Raw genomic sequence first — 17,344 nt, 5'->3', positions numbered from 1 at the left:
AATTATTATTTAATTTTTGCATGTGATTTTAAATATTGGCTGTAATCTTCCAATATTTGTTGACCACGAGATTGACGATAAAGTTGTTTTAGCTGTTGTAATTGATCAGCAGGAATAGCATTAGCGGCTGATGAATTTACATTTGAAACTGCAACGACTACCAGTTCATTTGGTAAGTTTGCTGTTGTAACAGACCACATACCTGGTTTAGGGGTAGCTAAACTAAATGCTGCACGTTCAATTTCACGCTTTAAACCCTGTGAACGACTAAATACGCCAGCTGATTCAAATGCGACTTTATTTTTAGCAACTACTTGTTCTGCTGGTTGAGTTTTAAACTCAGTCAACATGGTAGCAATTTTTGCTTGGGCTGCTTTACGCGCTTTTGCATCGATAACTTTGGCTTTTGCTTCATTCATCGCTTGCGCTAATGGTTTTACACCAGCTGCGTGGTAATCACGCACTTTAACCCATACCGTATCACCATTTGCTAATTGAATATTAGATGATGCATTACGGTCACCATTTTTCACATCATCATTAAATAACTTAATTTTGACACTTGGATCACTTAAATATGGGTTTTGAGTTGCTAAAGTTACACCATTCAATGATTCAACTTTTGCACCTTTTACTTCTTGTACAACAGCTTCTAAAGAATCATTACCAACAATTGTTTCATTCAAACTGTTTACGGCATCTGAATAAACCGTAGCAACTTTATTCTTTTCAACCTCAGCCGTTAAACGCGCTTTCTCAGCTTCAAATGAAGGAATTTGGTTAGCTTGAGTTTCTGCTTCAATAATATGATAACCATATTGTGTTTTTACTGGCTGCGAAACTTGTCCATTTTTCAAACTTAAAACAGTTTTATCAAATGCATCCGAGAAAACACCTGGAGCATATGCTTCAACTAAACCACCTTTTGCTTTTGAACTAGGATCTTCAGAGAACTGCGATGCAGCTTGGGCAAACGAAAGACCACCCTGAATTTTCGCATAAACTTCTTTTGCAAGTTTTTGAGCAGCTGCGTCATCACGAGCATCAGTAGTAATTAAAATATGCTTTACAGTTCGTTTAGCATCTTTTTTCTGAGTTTCAACAAACTTTGCATAAGCTTGCTGAAGTTCAGCTTCAGTTGCAGGAGCTGGTTTAGCCATCATTGATGGAGATAAGACAACATAATCAACATCAACCGAAGCCTGTTGCTTAAATTCATTTTGATGCTTGTTATAGTAATCTGTAGCTTCTTGATTAGATGCAGTTAAACCTGTTTTGTAAGCATCTAATTTAATACTAGCTAAATGTAACGTACGTTGTTCAGTTTGCAAATTCGCAATTTGCATTAGATCAACTTTGCTTACTAAAGAGTAATCAGCAAAGGTTGACGTTAACATTTTCAAAGCATGATCTTGACGTAGGCTTGCTATTAAACCCTGACTCGTCATGCCAATAGAACGTAAGTAATTTTCATAGAGTTTTTGTGAGAATTGACCATTCTCTTGCAAACTAGGCTGCTGAGCTAACATTTGCTCAATTTGAGCATCACTCAAAGAGATACCTAATTTTTCTGCTTGCTGTATTAATAGATTACGTGACACCAAAATATCGAGTGCCTTAGCCTGAATGACAGGCAAATTAAGTAAACTTTCATCCCCTTTAACAGCAGCTAAATATTGTTCTTTGTAAGACTGAGTTAAAGTTTCAAGGTCTTTTTTAGATATTTCTTGGCCATTTACTGTCTTAGCAACATCAGCCTTGTTTCCCCTATTAAAATATCCTTCAATACCTACAAGTGCTAAAGGGGTCAAAAACAAAATTAGAAGGACTTTGCCGAGCCAACCCTTAATGACTGTACGAAACGATTCCATAAGTATTCCAATATTTTATTTCGAGGAGAATTTTAACTGAAAAACCACAATCAATGAATGAGCAATATTGGTCAATTCAGATATTTAATAAAAAACGCGCCTATATTGGCGCGTTTATTCATCTTAAAAGATTAAGCTACTGAATCTTTAAGACCTTTACCAGCTTTAAAGCTAGGTACTTTTGTTGCTTTAATTTGAAGCTCTTCACCAGTTTTAGGGTTACGACCAGTGCGTGCAGCACGTTCTTTAACACTGAAAGTACCAAAACCAACTAAAGTTACTGTGTCACCTTTTTTAAGTGCTTCAGTAATTGACGCAATTGTCGCATCGAGTGCCTTGCCTGCATCAGTCTTAGATACTCCCCCTTTTTCAGCAATTGCATCGATTAATTCTGATTTATTCATGAATAAAACATCCTCTTAATATCGTTTGTTTAAGGTCCAAGGCTATAGTTTAAAAGGCCATGACGCCTTTATAGCAATGCTTTAGGGGAAAACGCAATACTAGAGCAGGGCTTTTAGCAAAAATAAATGCTAAAAAACTGTTATATATTTGCTAAATCCCAACATTTTTTTACTTTTTATTCAATTTTGCTTTCAACTGTTGATTTTCTTCTATTAAAGCATCCACCTTAATATGCAGTTGTACGAGCAGCTGTTCGATGTGTTGCAAATCCTTTGGTGTCACCAATCCAATACGGTTTAAAGAGTGATTAACACTCGTATCAAGAATCTTTTCTACTCTGTCTTTTGTTTCAGATACAGATTCTTTTGCTTTTTCTGTGACTTTGCCAACAGTATTGTCTGCCAAGTCTCCAGTTTTTGATTCTAGCTCCTCACCCACTTTAACCAAAGAATCAAAGAGCTTATTTCCCTCTTCTTCCGCACGTGAAAAAGCACCAAGTCCTGCTAGCCAAATTTGCTTAGTATACTTTCTAAAATCTAAAGCTGATTTTCTTGAACTTCTTGATTTTAATTTATTTTTTTCCTCGGACTCTTCTATCTGGGTATCTGTATTTGCATTATCCATTAATCTAAACTCCTAATCAGATGAGAGAAATGATGACTGATTTGACCACAAAATATTTCTATAATAACAAAGTAAAGACTTGATCCATTTACAAAACTGTTCTACAAAGCAAATAAGTCATGTAAATATATTTAACACGACATTGTGTTAAGTTTGGGATAGGATGTCCCATTCTTCGGTTAATTGCTATTTCTAAGGATAAACTTTTATGAGTGAAACGCAACAAAGACAAAAACATCCGCGTCTGTTGCTGAATATTGTTCTAATTATTTTAGAAACTTTTTTTTCATTTATTCTCACCCACGATGGTGCCCTTCGCTTGCAAGCGAAAAAGTTTATTTTGAACAAAACAACGATTCGTATTAATAGCTATTTACCTTTCTTTGACTTCTATGTTCAATTTACAGAAAAAGGTTTGTTATTCGATATTCATTCTTTTGATAGACGTATTGATCTTGAGATCAATAGTACGCTTATCGATTTAATTAAAATTTTTGGTTTTTCTAACCAACGCAGTCTTAAAAATATGCGTATTGATGGTGATGAGGAAACGAAAAAGGAGCTTCTAGATTTAATTTCTCATTTAACTCTTCCAAAATTGCTAGTTGACTGGAAACAGTGGTTTAACACTCCAGATGATGAAGCTGAAACCCTTGCTTCACGTAAACGGATCGCTCCATTACTTGAGAAAATTGATCAACAAAGATCAGAGATTAACTCCCTTCACGTGGAAATTAAACAGTATCAAAATCGAATTACTCGCTTACAACGACGTCAACGAAATATTAACTTCTCCTTTGGTATAATTAGCCTAATATTTATTGTTTATTTCATATATAATTTGTGGGTTGCCTAATTTATTTTTCTATTTTGTTCCTACACTTGAATTAAAAATAAAAAAACTTGACTATTTTAGTCGGGATTCATAAAATCCTATTATCTAGTCTTAACATGTGTATCGAATCATGCGCCTTACAACTCGCGGTCGCTACGCAGTGACTGCTCTACTTGATTTAGCTTTGCAGCCAACTGAACAAACGATCACGCTCGCCGAAATTGCCGCACGCCAATCCATTTCAGTTGCTTATTTAGAACAGTTATTCGCAAAACTTAAGCGTCATGGGTTAGTTTCTAGTGTTCGTGGTGCAAATGGTGGTTACCATTTGGCTCGAAATGCTGATGAAATTACTGTGTTAGAAATTATTGAAGCTGTAAATGAAACGGTTGATGCAACACGTTGTGACCATAAAGGTAACTGCCAAAATGGTGCAATGTGTCTCACTCACGATTTATGGCAAGAACTCTCTCATCATATTGCCGACTATTTAGCAAAAATCTCTCTTGCCGACCTCATTAGCCGAGACAACGTTCAAACTGTTGCATTACGCCAAAATGTAACTGGCACAGATTCAGCTCTTTTATCGGGTACAGGTATTTGATATGAAACGTCCAATTTATCTTGATTACGCAGCAACCACTCCAGTAGATCCGCAAGTTGCAGAACGTATGATGGAGTGTTTAACTTTCGACGGTACCTTTGGTAATGCTGCGTCTCGTTCACACGCTTATGGCTGGCAGGCAGAAGAAAAAGTTGAATATGCACGTGAGCAAGTAGCAAATTTAATTAAAGCTGATCCACGTGAAATCGTTTGGACTTCTGGTGCAACTGAATCAGATAACCTTGCCCTTAAAGGTGTAGCTCAATTCTATGCATCTAAAGGCAAACATATCATTACAAGTAAAATTGAACACAAAGCTGTTCTAGATCCTTGTCGTGAATTAGAAGAACAAGGTTTTGAAATTACTTATTTAGAGCCAGAGCCACAAACAGGTTTAATTACTCCTGAAATGGTTAAGGCTGCCCTTCGCCCAGATACTATTCTTGTTTCTCTTATGATGGTAAACAATGAAATTGGTACAGTTACAGATGTAGCGGCGATTGGTGAATTAACACGTGCCAACAAAACATTTTTCCACGTAGATGCAGCGCAAGCAGCTGGTAAAGTTGATATCGACTTATCTACTATGAAAATTGATCTTATGAGTTTCTCTGCTCATAAAATTTATGGTCCAAAAGGTATCGGCGCATTATATGTACGTCGTAGCCCACGTGTTCGCCTAAAAGCACAAATCCATGGTGGTGGTCATGAACGTGGTATGCGTTCTGGTACTTTGGCTACTCACCAAATCGTTGGTATGGGTGAAGCTTTTGAAATTGCAGGCAAAACAATGCATGCAGAACAAGAGCGTCTCCGTAAACTTCGTGACAAACTTTGGAACGGTTTACAAGACCTTGAACAAGTGTTCTTAAATGGTCACCCAACTCAAAACGTTGCAAACTATTTAAATGTTAGCTTCAACTTTGTTGAAGGTGAATCTTTAATGATGTCTCTTAAAGATGCTGCTGTATCAAGTGGTTCTGCTTGTACTTCTGCAACTTTAGAGCCTTCATATGTTCTTCGCGCATTAGGTTTATCTGATGAGCTAGCACACAGCTCAATCCGCTTTAGTTTTGGTAAATACACAACTGAAGAAGACATTGACCACGTGCTTACAATTACCAAAGCCGCTGTTGAGAAATTACGTGAACTTTCTCCGCTTTGGGATATGTACAAAGAAGGTATCGATCTTTCTACAGTTGAATGGGCAGAACACTAATTATTGAAATTAGTGTTTTAACCCTCATATTAATATTAGGCTGACCCCGAGGTTTGGAGAAGCGAAATGGCTTATAGCGAAAAGGTAATTGATCATTACGAAAACCCACGTAATGTTGGTGTTTTAGATAAAAACTCTGAAAATGTTGGTACAGGCATGGTGGGTGCACCTGCATGTGGCGACGTGATGCGTTTACAAATTCAGGTAAATGATAGTGGTGTGATTGAAGAAGCACGCTTCAAAACTTATGGTTGTGGTTCTGCAATTGCATCAAGCTCACTTGTAACTGAATGGTTAAAAGGTAAGACTCTTGATGAAGCTCAAGCGATCAAAAATATTGATATCGCAACTGAGCTTGCTCTTCCTCCAGTAAAAGTTCACTGCTCTGTACTAGCTGAAGATGCAATTAAAGCTGCGATTGATGATTACCGCAGTAAAAAATCTAAAGCTTAATTTGTTACCATTGTAAACGTTGGAGTTTTCATGATTCATTTAACTGAAAATGCTGCGACTCATATTAGCAATTACCTTAAAAATCGAGGTAAGGGTGAAGGCATTCGCGTGGGTGTGAAAACTTCTGGTTGTTCTGGGTTGGCTTATGTTCTCGAATTTGTTGATTCTGTCGATGAACATGACCAAGTTTTCGAACAATTTGGCGTTAAGGTTTTTGTAGATCCGAAAAGTCTTGTCTATTTAGAAGGCTTAGAAATGGATTACGTAAAGAATGGCCTTAACGAAGGGTTCGAATTTAACAATCCCAACAAAAAAGGTGAATGTGGTTGCGGTGAGTCTTTCACTGTATAACTCCCTCTTCTCCTTCCATCCTTTTCATTAAAACAGTGACTTTTTATAGCACTGTTTTAATGTATTTAATTAACGTGGACCTCCTTTCTAATGAATCATTTTGAGTTGTTCAATTTACCCGTAGAACTCGATATCGATTTGGCGAGCTTAAAATCTAGTTTCTTAAGTTTGCAACAGCAATATCACCCAGATAAAGCAGAAGATAAAGATCAGGCATTGATCAAATCAAGTGAAATTAATCAAGCTTTTAAAGTACTTTCGCAAGTAGATAGCCGCGCTGCTTATCTATTAGCATTAAAAAAGCAAGATCATCACCTTGATCAATCCATTAGTGATTTTGAGTTCCTACAATCAGCTCTAGAACTTCGTGAGCAACTTGATGAAGCAACTTCACAAGAGCATTTAAGTACTCTTAAGCAAGAAGTTTTTCAGTGGATTGATGGCTTAGTTCGCGAATTTAAGATTGACTACTCAGATGAAGATTGGGGCGAAGCTCGAGATACTGTACGTAAATTACGTTTCTTTCAGCGCGTTCTTAACGATATTGAAAAAGCAGAAGATCAACTGTTGGATGATGAAGACAACTTTGATTTAGACGATGATTTTTAATTTGCTTTTTCCAATTTATATTCAAAGGATTTAACTCATGGCACTTTTGCAAATTGCTGAACCGGGTCAATCCAGTGCCCCACATGAACACCGCATTGCGATTGGTATCGACCTAGGAACAACACATTCTTTAGTTGCGACAGTGTTATCAGGCAAACCAAAAGTCCTTAACGACGAAAAAGAAAGACGACTTCTTCCTTCTATTGTGCATTATGGAAATGATGGCACTCATTATGGTGAAGAAGCAAAACCTTTCATTATTGCTGATCCAAAAAATACAATTGTTTCTGTAAAGCGTTTTATGGGACGCTCAAAAGCAGATATCAAATTTCAACACCCATATGAATTAGTGGGTTCTGAAAATGAGATGCCAGCTTTCGAGACACGTTCTGGTCGTAAAACGCCTGTTGAAATTTCAGCTGAAATTTTAAAACAACTAAAAGAACGTGCTGAATCTAGTTTACAAAACCCAGTAAATGGAGCCGTAATTACTGTTCCAGCTTATTTTGATGAAGCACAACGTCAAGCAACACGCGATGCTGCACAGCTGGCTGGGTTGAATGTACTACGTCTTTTAAATGAGCCAACTGCTGCTGCTGTGGCTTATGGTTTAGATCAAGAAACGAATTTAGCTACAGATCATAACTATGTGATTTATGACCTAGGTGGTGGTACTTTCGACGTATCAATCCTACGTTTTTCACAAGGTGTCTTTGAGGTATTAGCTACAGGTGGTCATACTGCTTTAGGTGGTGATGATTTAGATCGTCTCATTGTTAAGTGGGCTAAAAAACAATTAAATATTGATACGCTAAGTGATGAAAACTATGCAGTATTTATTGTTGCTGCTCGCCAAGCAAAAGAACAACTCTCTACACAAGAATCCGTTCAGTTAAAACTACTTGAAAATGTACTAACACTTGATCGTTCAACCTTTGAGAGCATTATTCAAGTTGCTTTAGACAAAACAATCAGTGTTTGCAAACGCGTTTTACGTGATGCAAAACTTGAGTTATCAGATATTCAAAATGTTGTTTTAGTAGGTGGCTCTACCCGTTCGTATGCTGTTCAGCAAGCAGTTCGCAATGTGTTTAATCAAGAACCACTTTGCACGATTAATCCTGATGAAGTAGTAGCGATTGGAGCTTCTATCACAGCCAATCAATTAATTGGAAACAGCCAAGACGGCTCACTACTTTTAGATGTTACTCCTCTTTCTCTTGGCTTAGAAACCATGGGTGGATTAGTAGAGCGTCTTATTTCTCGTAATACAGCTATTCCGGTTGCTCGTCGCCAAGAGTTTACTACGTATCAAGATGGCCAAACTGCCATGCTGATTCATGTAGTTCAAGGTGAAAGAGATTTAGTCGAACACTGTCGATCGTTAGGAAGATTCGTTCTTCATGGCATTCCTCCAATGACTGCTGGTCAAGCACGTATTGAAGTTACCTTTCAGGTAGATGCAGATGGCTTGCTTACTGTTTCAGCTCGTGAAACAACTTCAGGTGTACAAGCTCAAATTGATATTAAACCATCTTATGGTTTATCAGAGTCTGACACTGAACGCTTATTAATTGAAGGTTTTCAACACGCAGAAGAAGACAAAAATCTGCGTCATTTAAAAGAAACCAAAGTTGAAGCTCAACGTGAGCTTGAAGCATTAGAACAAGCACTGAAAGTTGATGCTGATTTACTCAATGATGAGCAACTCGAAGCACTTAAAACCGCTGAAAATATGCTTAAAGTACAACTTGAAGGCAATGATATTCAAGCGATTGAAAAAGCTGTAGAACAACTTAAAGTACATAGTGATGCTTTTGCTGCACTACGTATGAATCGACATATTGACCACGCCTTAAAAGGTACAAAACTTGAAGATTGGTCAAATTCAAACTAAAGGTATAGGTGATCAATATGCCCCGCATTAAAGTACTTCCTCACGCTCAATTTTGTCCTGAAGGTGCAGAATTTGAAGTTGAACAGAATGCAAATCTTTGCCAAAGTTTGCTTGATCGAGGAATTAAAATCGAACATGCATGTGACATGTCATGCGCTTGTACAACATGTCACGTAGTAGTTCGTAAAGGTTTTGATAGCTTAGAAGAAATGGATGATGTTGAAGCAGATCTTTTAGATCGCGCTTGGGGTCTTGAACCGGATTCTCGCCTTTCATGCCAAGTAAAAGTTGTGGATGAAGATTTAGAAATTGAGATTCCTAAATATACAATTAACCATGCTTCAGAAAATCATTAATCATGTTAATAAAAAAGCTGCTTTTAAAGCAGCTTTTTTTTATATTTTATAAACTCTAAACCTGATCTTGCTGGTCTATTTCTAAAGGTTTAACTTCATCTTCAAGTTTTAACTGTGCAATACCTTGAGTATTTACTAAAGTTTGTTGAACTTTAATTCGTTGAATCATCTTCTCAAGCACTTCTACTAATTCAGGATATTCATAGTTTTGTACTTCTTCTAAATTAAGTACCAAGTGAAAGCCTTTATACTCATAATCGAACCATTGCTGATGATCCGATTTATTGCCTGTATATTTCTCCATCACTTGCCATGTCTTTACGGCACCTTGAATACCTTTTAGATAAATCGGTGTTTTAGGTGCGCACAGGAAATCACTTTTGATTAATTGATAAGTATCATCTGAAATTAAGATTTCATCTATTTCAGCAGCATATTGCAGACGAGCCGCTAAATTCACATCACGACCTACAATCGTATAAGCCATACGATGTGTTGCCCCATAATTTCCTACGTGGCAATAACCAGTACTAATGCCCATTCGGATATGCAATGCTGAGTAACCCATTTTTTTCCAGCGCTCGCGCAACAATTTCATTTGCTGACGCATAGCGATTGCCATTTCTACACAGGCTTTGGCATCTTGCTCCACACCTTGTGAATTCGGATCACCAAAAAATATGAGGATGGCATCACCCATAAATTTATCGACTGTGGCTTCATACTGTTTAGCGATTTCCGTCATATGACTTAAATAATCATTAAGCAAGAATGCTAAATCATCTGGAATTAAAGTTTCTGATAACTCTGTAAAACCCTGAATATCAGAAAAAAACACCGTCATTTTTTTACGCTTATATTCAATCTTTGCTTCAGCCTCACCGCGCATGATAGATTGCCATAACTGTAATGGCGCATAACGACTTAATTGATTAGCAAAAGCAATATAGCGGGTCATTTGATCATAGTAATGTTGACGCTGCTGACTGATTTTTTTAACCCAACGATGCTGGTAGTAGTTTCCGATAGTAATAAACATAACCAAGCCAAGAAGTGTAATTACAGTCAACTCTTGGCTAGTAGGTTCAAAATATGTATAAAAACCAAATAAAAAGAAAGTACTTAAATAAAAAATAATCGCGCCTAACAAACTGGTCAAACAAATGACTGCGAAAGAAATACGACTATTAATTGCTGAATAAAATAATGCAAAAATTGCAATAAATGTAGGCACCAAATTAAGATGCAGACCTGCTAAGGTAACGGCCACAACAATTGCATCGATTGCAAAGAAAACACTTTTTTGAGTTTTTTTATCGAATTGGTACTGAAGCCAATGTTCTAACTTCGAACTAATAAAAAGCAGAAATAGGAAAAAAGGTGGAACATAGATCTGATAATTTGTATTCGGTGAGGTAAAAGCATAGATCACTAAAATTAATGACAGAATTGAATATCCCATCAAACGATGAAAATATGCAAACTGCTTAGGCTCTCTATCGATAAACCTCTCTAATTGCACCCTATCCTCCACACCTCAATGTAGCCACATTCATATAAATGTGGCATTGCATTGATTTAGTCCATGCGCCAATCAAAAGGCATGTCGCCTTGACCACGTAGCGCAAGCATAAGGGTTTGACGCATATGAGCCAGCACATCATTTGTATATGGAACAGCTGGTGTACCCCAAACTGGTTTAGGCCATGCAACATCATTCTGATAACGTACAACATGATGGAAATGCAATTGAGGCACCATATTCCCCAAAGCTGCAACATTCATTTTATCAGCTCGGAATACACGAGATAGCTGGCTAGACAACCAACTTGATTCGCGCAAAAACTGTTCTTGGTCAGCTTGGCTCAACTCATATAATTCTGTGATTCCCGGCACACGAGGGATTAAAATCAGCCAAGGGAATTGCATATCATTCATTAAACGACATGTTGAAAGCGGAAAATCGCCTACAAAAAAAGTATCTTGAGCAAGTTGTGGATGCAAACTAAACATATCTTTTATAAATGACAATAAACAATAATGGCTAATACTATCACATCAGTTTTGATGTGAGTATTGCTAGTGTCTGGTTTGATTACAAATAACAATGATTTTATGCACTTATTCCCCTCATAGACCGAGAAATCGTGCATAAAACTCTGTTATCAACACACAAAGGATTTGTATAGAATGAAAATCACTTTAAAACACTATTTAAGCATGTAATTCATTCAATAATTTCGCTAATAAATCATTAATAAATTGGATTCGTTTTTCCTGCTCTTCAAGCTGAACCATAACCTTTAAACGTTGACCACCTTCCATACGATAATAGGTTGGATGTTTTTGCATGAGTTGAATAATACTAATGGCCTGAACAGGTGTATCAGGCGAGAATTCAATATTGCCACCTTGCGTATTAATATCGATCTTAGTAATCCCTAGCTGTTCAGCTTTCAGTCGAATTTGGTGAACACTAAATAAGTGTTTAACTGATTGCGGTGGAACTCCAAAACGGTCAATAAGCTCCATACGGATATTGTCGAGCTTTTCTTGGGTATCTGTATTACTAATACGCTTATAGAATAATAAACGCTGATGGACGTCACCTAGATACTCATCTGGAATTAGTGCAGGAATGTGTAAATTAATTTCTGCAGTTAATGATAAAGGCGCATCAAAATTCGGTGTTTTACCTTGCTGAATCGCTTTAGTAGCTTTTTCCAGCATTTCCATATATAGGCTATATCCAATTGCCTGCATTGAGCCACTTTGCTGCTCACCTAAAAGCTCACCTGCGCCTCGAATTTCTAAATCTTCTGTAGCCAGCATAAAACCAGCACCAAGAGTTGAAGCACGTTGAATTGCATCTAGACGTTTTTCAGCATCACCTTTTAAATGCTTTATCGAAGGAACCAATAAATAGGCATAGGCTTGGTGGTGTGAACGTCCTACACGGCCACGTAATTGGTGTAGTTGAGCTAAACCTAGTTTGTCGGCCCTTTCTATCAAAATAGTGTTGGCATTTGGAACATCGATTCCGGTTTCGATAATTGTTGAGCATACCAATACATTGTATTCTTTGTGATAGAACTGTTGCATGACTTGCTCAAGTTCTCTTTCCCTCATTTGTCCGTGTGCAACAGCTACACGAGCTTCAGGGACAAGCACACGAATATTTTCAGCTGCTCTCTCAATCGTATCAACTTCATTGTGCAAGAAATATACTTGTCCACCACGCAGTAACTCACGCAAGATCGCTTCTTTAATAGATGCTTCGGTATGTTCTTGTACAAAGGTTTTAACAGCTAAACGACGGGCTGGCGGTGTAGCAATGATAGATAAATCACGCATACCCGAAAAAGCCATATTTAAAGTTCGTGGAATTGGTGTAGCTGTAAGCGTTAACATATCAACATCTGCGCGTAATGCTTTAATACGCTCTTTATCACGCACACCAAAACGGTGTTCTTCGTCGACCACCATTAAGCCTAGATCTTTAAACTGCACATTTTCTTGTAAAAGTTTATGGGTGCCCACCACAATATCGACTTTACCGTCAGCAAGATCTTCAATATTTTTCGTATGCGTTTTATTTGAACCAAAGCGTGATAATACTTCAATACGAACAGGCCAGTCGGCAAAGCGGTCTTTAAAAGACTCATAATGCTGTTGAGCAAGCAATGTCGTCGGTACTAAAACAGCGACCTGTTTGCCATTTTGCACCGCAACAAATGCTGCTCGCATTGCAACTTCTGTTTTACCAAAACCAACGTCCCCACAAACAAGTCGATCCATCGGTTTAGCTTGTTGCATATCATAAAGTGTCGCTTCAATAGCATTGGCTTGATCAAGTGTTTCTTCATACGCAAATCCACTCGCAAATTGCATATAAAGCGACTGATCGACTTCAAAACCAAAACCAGGTTTTGACTGACGACGTGCTTGTATATGTAACAACTCTGCTGCAACATCATGAATTTGTTCTAAAGCTTTACGTTTAGCCTTACTCCACGCGTCAGTTCCAATTTTATGTAATGGTGCTAAGTCCGGATCTCCACCACTGTAACGACTAATAAGATGCAAGTTAGTCACAGGCACATAAACTTTTGCCTCTTCAGCATAGTCTAATTGCAAGAACTCGTAATCTTGCCCTTCAATTGCTAAAGTAATTAACCCAGCATAACGCCCTACACCATGGTCAATATGAACAACAGGAGCACCTATGCTTAATTCGGTCAAACTACGAATTAGGAACTCTTCTGAAACTTCTTGCTGACGTTTACGACGACGTTGGACTACCCGATGCTCATATAACTGATTTTCTGAAATAACAGACAATTGATCGGTTAAAAGCAACCCACGGTCTAATGGCGCATTCGTAATAGCAATCGCAAACTGACTTTTCTGGAATTGCTCAAAACTATCTACGCTAGGAATATCTCCCAGACTAGCACGCAAGCCATCTCTTAAACTTTCACGTCGACCAGCACTTTCTGCAACCAATAAAACAGGATGATTTGCTTCATCAATATATTTTTTAACTACAGCAAATGGTTTTTCTTTTTTCGGATCAACTGGCAGCTTAGGTGGTTGCTCAACCTTAAGATTTAGAGCCCCAGCTTTTTCTTCAACTGCTTCAGCGCTCACAAGCATACGCGGGAACTGATTTAAAGCACTTAGTAAGTTATTTGGTGCAATAAATAACTCATCAGGAGGGAGAATTGGCTGGTCTGCGTTATGGCGTCTATCTTCATAGCGACGAAAAACTTCTTTCCAAAAACTGGTTAAATCAATATCTATATCATTATTTGTAATTACAATGCAATTCTTTGGAAAGTACGTTGTAAGTGTACTTTGAGACTGCATGTGAGTTTTATCAAAAAATAACGGTAAATAAAACTCAATTCCCGGAGATGCGATCCCATCAAGAACATCTTGGTAAATTGGGTTTTTCTTAGGATTTGCGGTGGGAAAAAGTTCAGAATAACGATCTCTGAAAATGGAACGAGCTTCTTTTAATGGGAACTCTTTCGCGGGAAGAACTGTAAAACTTTTTAAAGTTGTGGTGGTTCTTTGTGTTTCTGGATCAAAGAATTTTAAAGTATCAATTTCATCATCAAATAGGTCAATACGGATAGGTGCATCCTGACCAGATGCAAAAATATCCATAATACTGCCACGTACAGCAAACTCACCATGGTCGTAAACTGTATCTACTAAATGATACCCAGCCTGTACTAAACGTAGCTTCTGTTGTTCTAAATCAAATTTTTGCCCCACACGTATATCAAAATGCTCACCTAAAACCCAAGAATATGGTGCAACTCTTTGAGCTAAAGTGCTTGCTGAAATGAGCAATACACCTTGTTGCGGCATATTGGATAAAATCGCGAGTCGTTCTGAAACAATATCTTGATGAGGTGACAAGCGGTCATACGGCAAAATCTCCCAATCAGGGAAAATTGTCGGTTTTATGCCATAAAATTCAAGTTCACTTTCTAACTGAGCAACATGTTGGTTATTTCGAGCTACTACAACGAGCAAAGATGAATGCTGAACGGCAATTTCTTTGAATAATAATGCAGCAGACGAACCTAATAACGACCCTACCCAACGCTTTTCACCGGCTTTGAGCTGTTGTAAATTCAATTGAGAGATTTCTTGTTGAAACATGTATATGGCTTTTATCAGCTAAAAAGATATGAGCTCAATAGTAGCATGATGTTTTTAGTGAAATGAGTTATTTTTTTGAAAATCAAACTACTAGTTGGCCCTACTTTTTATATTTTTTAATCAATTAACTATGATTATTTATCACGCAAAAACAGAACGTAATATTGATTTAAAATTTGTATAATCGCTTTGAGTTGAAGTAGCTTTTCTTGAGTATTTTCCAATCTTGCAACATAGCGCTGTGTTGCGATTTCTAAATCAATCTTTTCATTAATTTGTGGCGTAATTTGAAATAACTTTTGAAGATTATCAAAATTCTGTAATTTACGGTTTGAGAAATATTCAAGATGCTCTGACCACTTATGATTAATCACTACATCATTAATGATAGGCCCACGTTCAGAATCAAATTTTAATTGATTCTCTTGCAAGTACGTTTGTTCAGGTGTCTCTTTCGAGCCTTGAAAAAGCTGTGTTATCTTTTTAAACATTTCATCACATCATATTTATTTCAATTTAAATGATGGAAGTAACCTAGTCACTCCCATCATTTGAGTTTTCTAAATTAAAGATTATTCATCGCCTAAATCATCAAGAAAATCTACAGTCGGTACAAAAAATAAAGTACCTGTTTGAGCAGTACTAAAGTCAAGTAACCGATCTAGGTTACCATGCTCATTGCCTAAAAACATGTTCTCAAGCATTTGTCGGGTTGTACTAAATTTACGCGAGTAGCCAATAAAGAATGTGCCATATTCATTTCTAGACGGATTTGAAAAAGGCATATTAGCTCGCATAATTTTAAGTTCATTACCTTCTGCATCATGAGCTTTACTAACGACATTATGAGCCGTTAAAGGTTTTTCATCATCGCCGAGCTCAACATCATTGAACTTTTTACGGCCGATCACTTTTTCTTGCTCTTCGTCAGTTAATGAACGCCATTTGTCCATATCATGTGTATATTTTTGGATAAAAGCATAACTTCCCCCGATAAAGTCAGGGTCTTCATCGCCTACTAATGCCCACTGTGCTGCAATAACAGGTTCAGGATTCTCTGTTCCATCCACAAAGCCAATAATTGCACGACCGTCAAAATAACGAAAACCATGAACTTCATCAATTGGATAAGTTACTTTACCAAGCTGTTGATTAATTATATTACCTAGCTCGTAACATAAAGTCTGACGATCAGCACGTATATGAAAAAATAAATCACCCGGAGTTGAGACAGCCGTGTATTTCGGACCTCTAATTTCTTGAAATGGTTGTAACTCTTGAGGCTTGGATTGCTCTGGAAATAATATATCCCATGCATTTGAGCTAAAACCTAAAGTAGCATTAAATTTACTATCTGGATAACGATTAAAGAGACTTCTGGTTAGTGCTGAAAAATTAGCAGCAAAATCTTTTACTTTTTCTATTACAGAATCACCTTGAGCTAATCCCAATACAATAAATAATGCATTTTCACCAGGAGCACTCGTTACAGGTTGAATTCTCATACATTCCATAAAATATGCCTTTTTAGGTATTTAAGTTTATTAATTTAGCATACTCATATTTTTTTCATACAGCCTGTTAATAAATCTGATGTTGATAAGAGTTTAAGTAAACCGCCTTAAACCCTTACTCAAATTAACCTTAATCAACGTCCATATTGCTTTTTTAAATACTTTACGATTTGAGCCGACTCAAACATCTTCACTCCCGTATTTGGGTCTACCAAGTATGGTACTTGCATTTTACCTTGCATAATCGGCAACAGCTTTTCTCTTTTTCCGCCTTCTAAAGGTATGTATTTACCAGGTTTTAAGCGAAGAATAGCAGGTCCCATATCTTGCCATCTCTCTTTTGCCACATTATGCAAAATATATGGTAGCTCAAGTTCAGAGAGTAGACTTCTTACAATTCGTGAATACGGACTTGCTTCAAAACTCCATAACTCAAGTTTTTGCTCAGGTGCAGCTCTATCAACAATTTTTTTATTTATCCATATTCCACGAGCTCCATTTAATATAGTTCCTGCAACTGCAACATAAGGCATGTTTGGGTAACTCGAAAATTTCTGCGGTGTTTTCCCTGTCTTACCATAATGTTTAAATAAATGATGAATAATATCCTGTGATTCATATAGCTGATCGCCAGTATTTTCATCAATTAAAAATGGAAACTGTAATTTACCGCCTTTTTCTTTTACAACTGAACGATACTTTGTTCCACCTTTAGGACATGGATAAATTTCAACGTCCAGATTCAAAAGTGTAATCACTTCACGAACACGACGGCAAAATGGTGAACCTTCAAATTCATATAGTTTCAAAGCTTTTACAGGTTGTTGTGGAAATGCTGTTCCTGAAACACCTCTACCACCTTCAGCAATTGCAGATACAACTGCTTGAAGTACTTTAATTTGATGAATCACCATCATGCCTTCCTTTATA

At 37.2% G+C, this 17,344-nt stretch carries 17 protein-coding genes; 8 read left to right on the top strand and 9 right to left on the bottom strand.

Going from position 1 to position 17,344, the window contains the following annotated elements; genetic code table 11:
• Positions 1-5: 5 nt before the first annotated feature.
• The 3 genes from JGE69_RS04685 to JGE69_RS04675 form a co-directional block, all read right to left on the bottom strand.
• Positions 6-1,871, bottom strand: a complete 1,866-nt coding sequence (locus JGE69_RS04685) for a SurA N-terminal domain-containing protein (protein ID WP_032056987.1) — start codon at positions 1,869-1,871, stop codon at positions 6-8.
• Positions 1,872-2,002: 131 nt separating this feature from the next.
• Positions 2,003-2,275: an HU family DNA-binding protein gene (locus tag JGE69_RS04680; RefSeq protein ID WP_001043034.1), complete on the bottom strand. Its 273-nt coding sequence runs from the start codon at positions 2,273-2,275 to the stop codon at positions 2,003-2,005.
• Positions 2,276-2,444: 169 nt separating this feature from the next.
• A complete protein-coding gene (locus tag JGE69_RS04675) occupies positions 2,445-2,900 on the bottom strand; it encodes a phasin family protein (protein ID WP_199112460.1) in 456 nt (151 codons plus the stop codon).
• Between the two features lie 208 nt (positions 2,901-3,108).
• Between JGE69_RS04675 and JGE69_RS04670 the strand changes: the two genes are divergently transcribed.
• From JGE69_RS04670 to fdx, 8 genes are all read left to right on the top strand, one after another.
• Positions 3,109-3,756 carry a hypothetical protein gene (locus JGE69_RS04670; RefSeq protein ID WP_044100457.1) on the top strand — a complete coding sequence of 216 codons (648 nt, stop codon included), beginning with the start codon at positions 3,109-3,111 and terminating at the stop codon, positions 3,754-3,756.
• Between the two features lie 109 nt (positions 3,757-3,865).
• Positions 3,866-4,339 (top strand): Rrf2 family transcriptional regulator, encoded by a 474-nt coding sequence (locus tag JGE69_RS04665; RefSeq protein ID WP_002117915.1) that lies wholly within the window; start codon positions 3,866-3,868, stop codon positions 4,337-4,339.
• Between the two features lies 1 nt (position 4,340).
• Entirely contained in the window at positions 4,341-5,558 is a 1,218-nt protein-coding gene (locus tag JGE69_RS04660) for an IscS subfamily cysteine desulfurase (RefSeq protein ID WP_002117998.1), read from the top strand.
• A 66-nt stretch (positions 5,559-5,624) separates the two neighbouring features.
• On the top strand, positions 5,625-6,011 hold the full coding sequence (iscU, locus tag JGE69_RS04655; RefSeq protein ID WP_002117907.1) for a Fe-S cluster assembly scaffold IscU: 387 nt from the start codon (positions 5,625-5,627) through the stop codon (positions 6,009-6,011).
• A 30-nt stretch (positions 6,012-6,041) separates the two neighbouring features.
• Positions 6,042-6,362 carry an iron-sulfur cluster assembly protein IscA gene (gene iscA, locus JGE69_RS04650; protein ID WP_002117986.1) on the top strand — a complete coding sequence of 107 codons (321 nt, stop codon included), beginning with the start codon at positions 6,042-6,044 and terminating at the stop codon, positions 6,360-6,362.
• A 90-nt stretch (positions 6,363-6,452) separates the two neighbouring features.
• Positions 6,453-6,971: a Fe-S protein assembly co-chaperone HscB gene (gene hscB / locus JGE69_RS04645; protein WP_002117921.1), complete on the top strand. Its 519-nt coding sequence runs from the start codon at positions 6,453-6,455 to the stop codon at positions 6,969-6,971.
• Between the two features lie 37 nt (positions 6,972-7,008).
• On the top strand, positions 7,009-8,868 hold the full coding sequence (hscA, locus tag JGE69_RS04640; protein ID WP_199112459.1) for a Fe-S protein assembly chaperone HscA: 1,860 nt from the start codon (positions 7,009-7,011) through the stop codon (positions 8,866-8,868).
• Positions 8,869-8,885: 17 nt separating this feature from the next.
• Positions 8,886-9,224, top strand: a complete 339-nt coding sequence (gene fdx / locus JGE69_RS04635; RefSeq protein ID WP_002117947.1) for an ISC system 2Fe-2S type ferredoxin — start codon at positions 8,886-8,888, stop codon at positions 9,222-9,224.
• A 55-nt stretch (positions 9,225-9,279) separates the two neighbouring features.
• Here fdx and JGE69_RS04630 read toward each other — a convergent pair whose 3' ends face one another.
• The 6 genes from JGE69_RS04630 to JGE69_RS04605 form a co-directional block, all read right to left on the bottom strand.
• Positions 9,280-10,746, bottom strand: coding sequence for an adenylate/guanylate cyclase domain-containing protein (locus JGE69_RS04630; RefSeq protein WP_101663532.1), 1,467 nt, complete (start codon positions 10,744-10,746; stop codon positions 9,280-9,282).
• A gap of 56 nt (positions 10,747-10,802) precedes the next feature.
• Positions 10,803-11,237 carry an HIT domain-containing protein gene (locus tag JGE69_RS04625; protein WP_002117900.1) on the bottom strand — a complete coding sequence of 145 codons (435 nt, stop codon included), beginning with the start codon at positions 11,235-11,237 and terminating at the stop codon, positions 10,803-10,805.
• 201 nt (positions 11,238-11,438) lie between these two features.
• Positions 11,439-14,900, bottom strand: coding sequence for a transcription-repair coupling factor (mfd, locus tag JGE69_RS04620; protein ID WP_199112458.1), 3,462 nt, complete (start codon positions 14,898-14,900; stop codon positions 11,439-11,441).
• A gap of 134 nt (positions 14,901-15,034) precedes the next feature.
• The gene (locus JGE69_RS04615) at positions 15,035-15,391 is read right to left on the bottom strand and encodes a hypothetical protein (protein WP_199112457.1); all 357 of its coding nucleotides are present in this window, start codon (positions 15,389-15,391) and stop codon (positions 15,035-15,037) included.
• 81 nt (positions 15,392-15,472) lie between these two features.
• Complete coding sequence (locus JGE69_RS04610) at positions 15,473-16,405, bottom strand: Dyp-type peroxidase (RefSeq protein WP_025466564.1); 933 nt, start codon at positions 16,403-16,405, stop codon at positions 15,473-15,475.
• A 143-nt stretch (positions 16,406-16,548) separates the two neighbouring features.
• Positions 16,549-17,331 (bottom strand): glutathione S-transferase N-terminal domain-containing protein, encoded by a 783-nt coding sequence (locus JGE69_RS04605; protein WP_078210398.1) that lies wholly within the window; start codon positions 17,329-17,331, stop codon positions 16,549-16,551.
• Positions 17,332-17,344 lie beyond the last annotated feature (13 nt).

It is taken from the genome of Acinetobacter sp. C13 (assembly GCF_016809775.1).
GTDB lineage: Bacteria > Pseudomonadota > Gammaproteobacteria > Pseudomonadales > Moraxellaceae > Acinetobacter > Acinetobacter pittii.
This window is presented reverse-complemented; position numbering and strand designations above follow the sequence as displayed.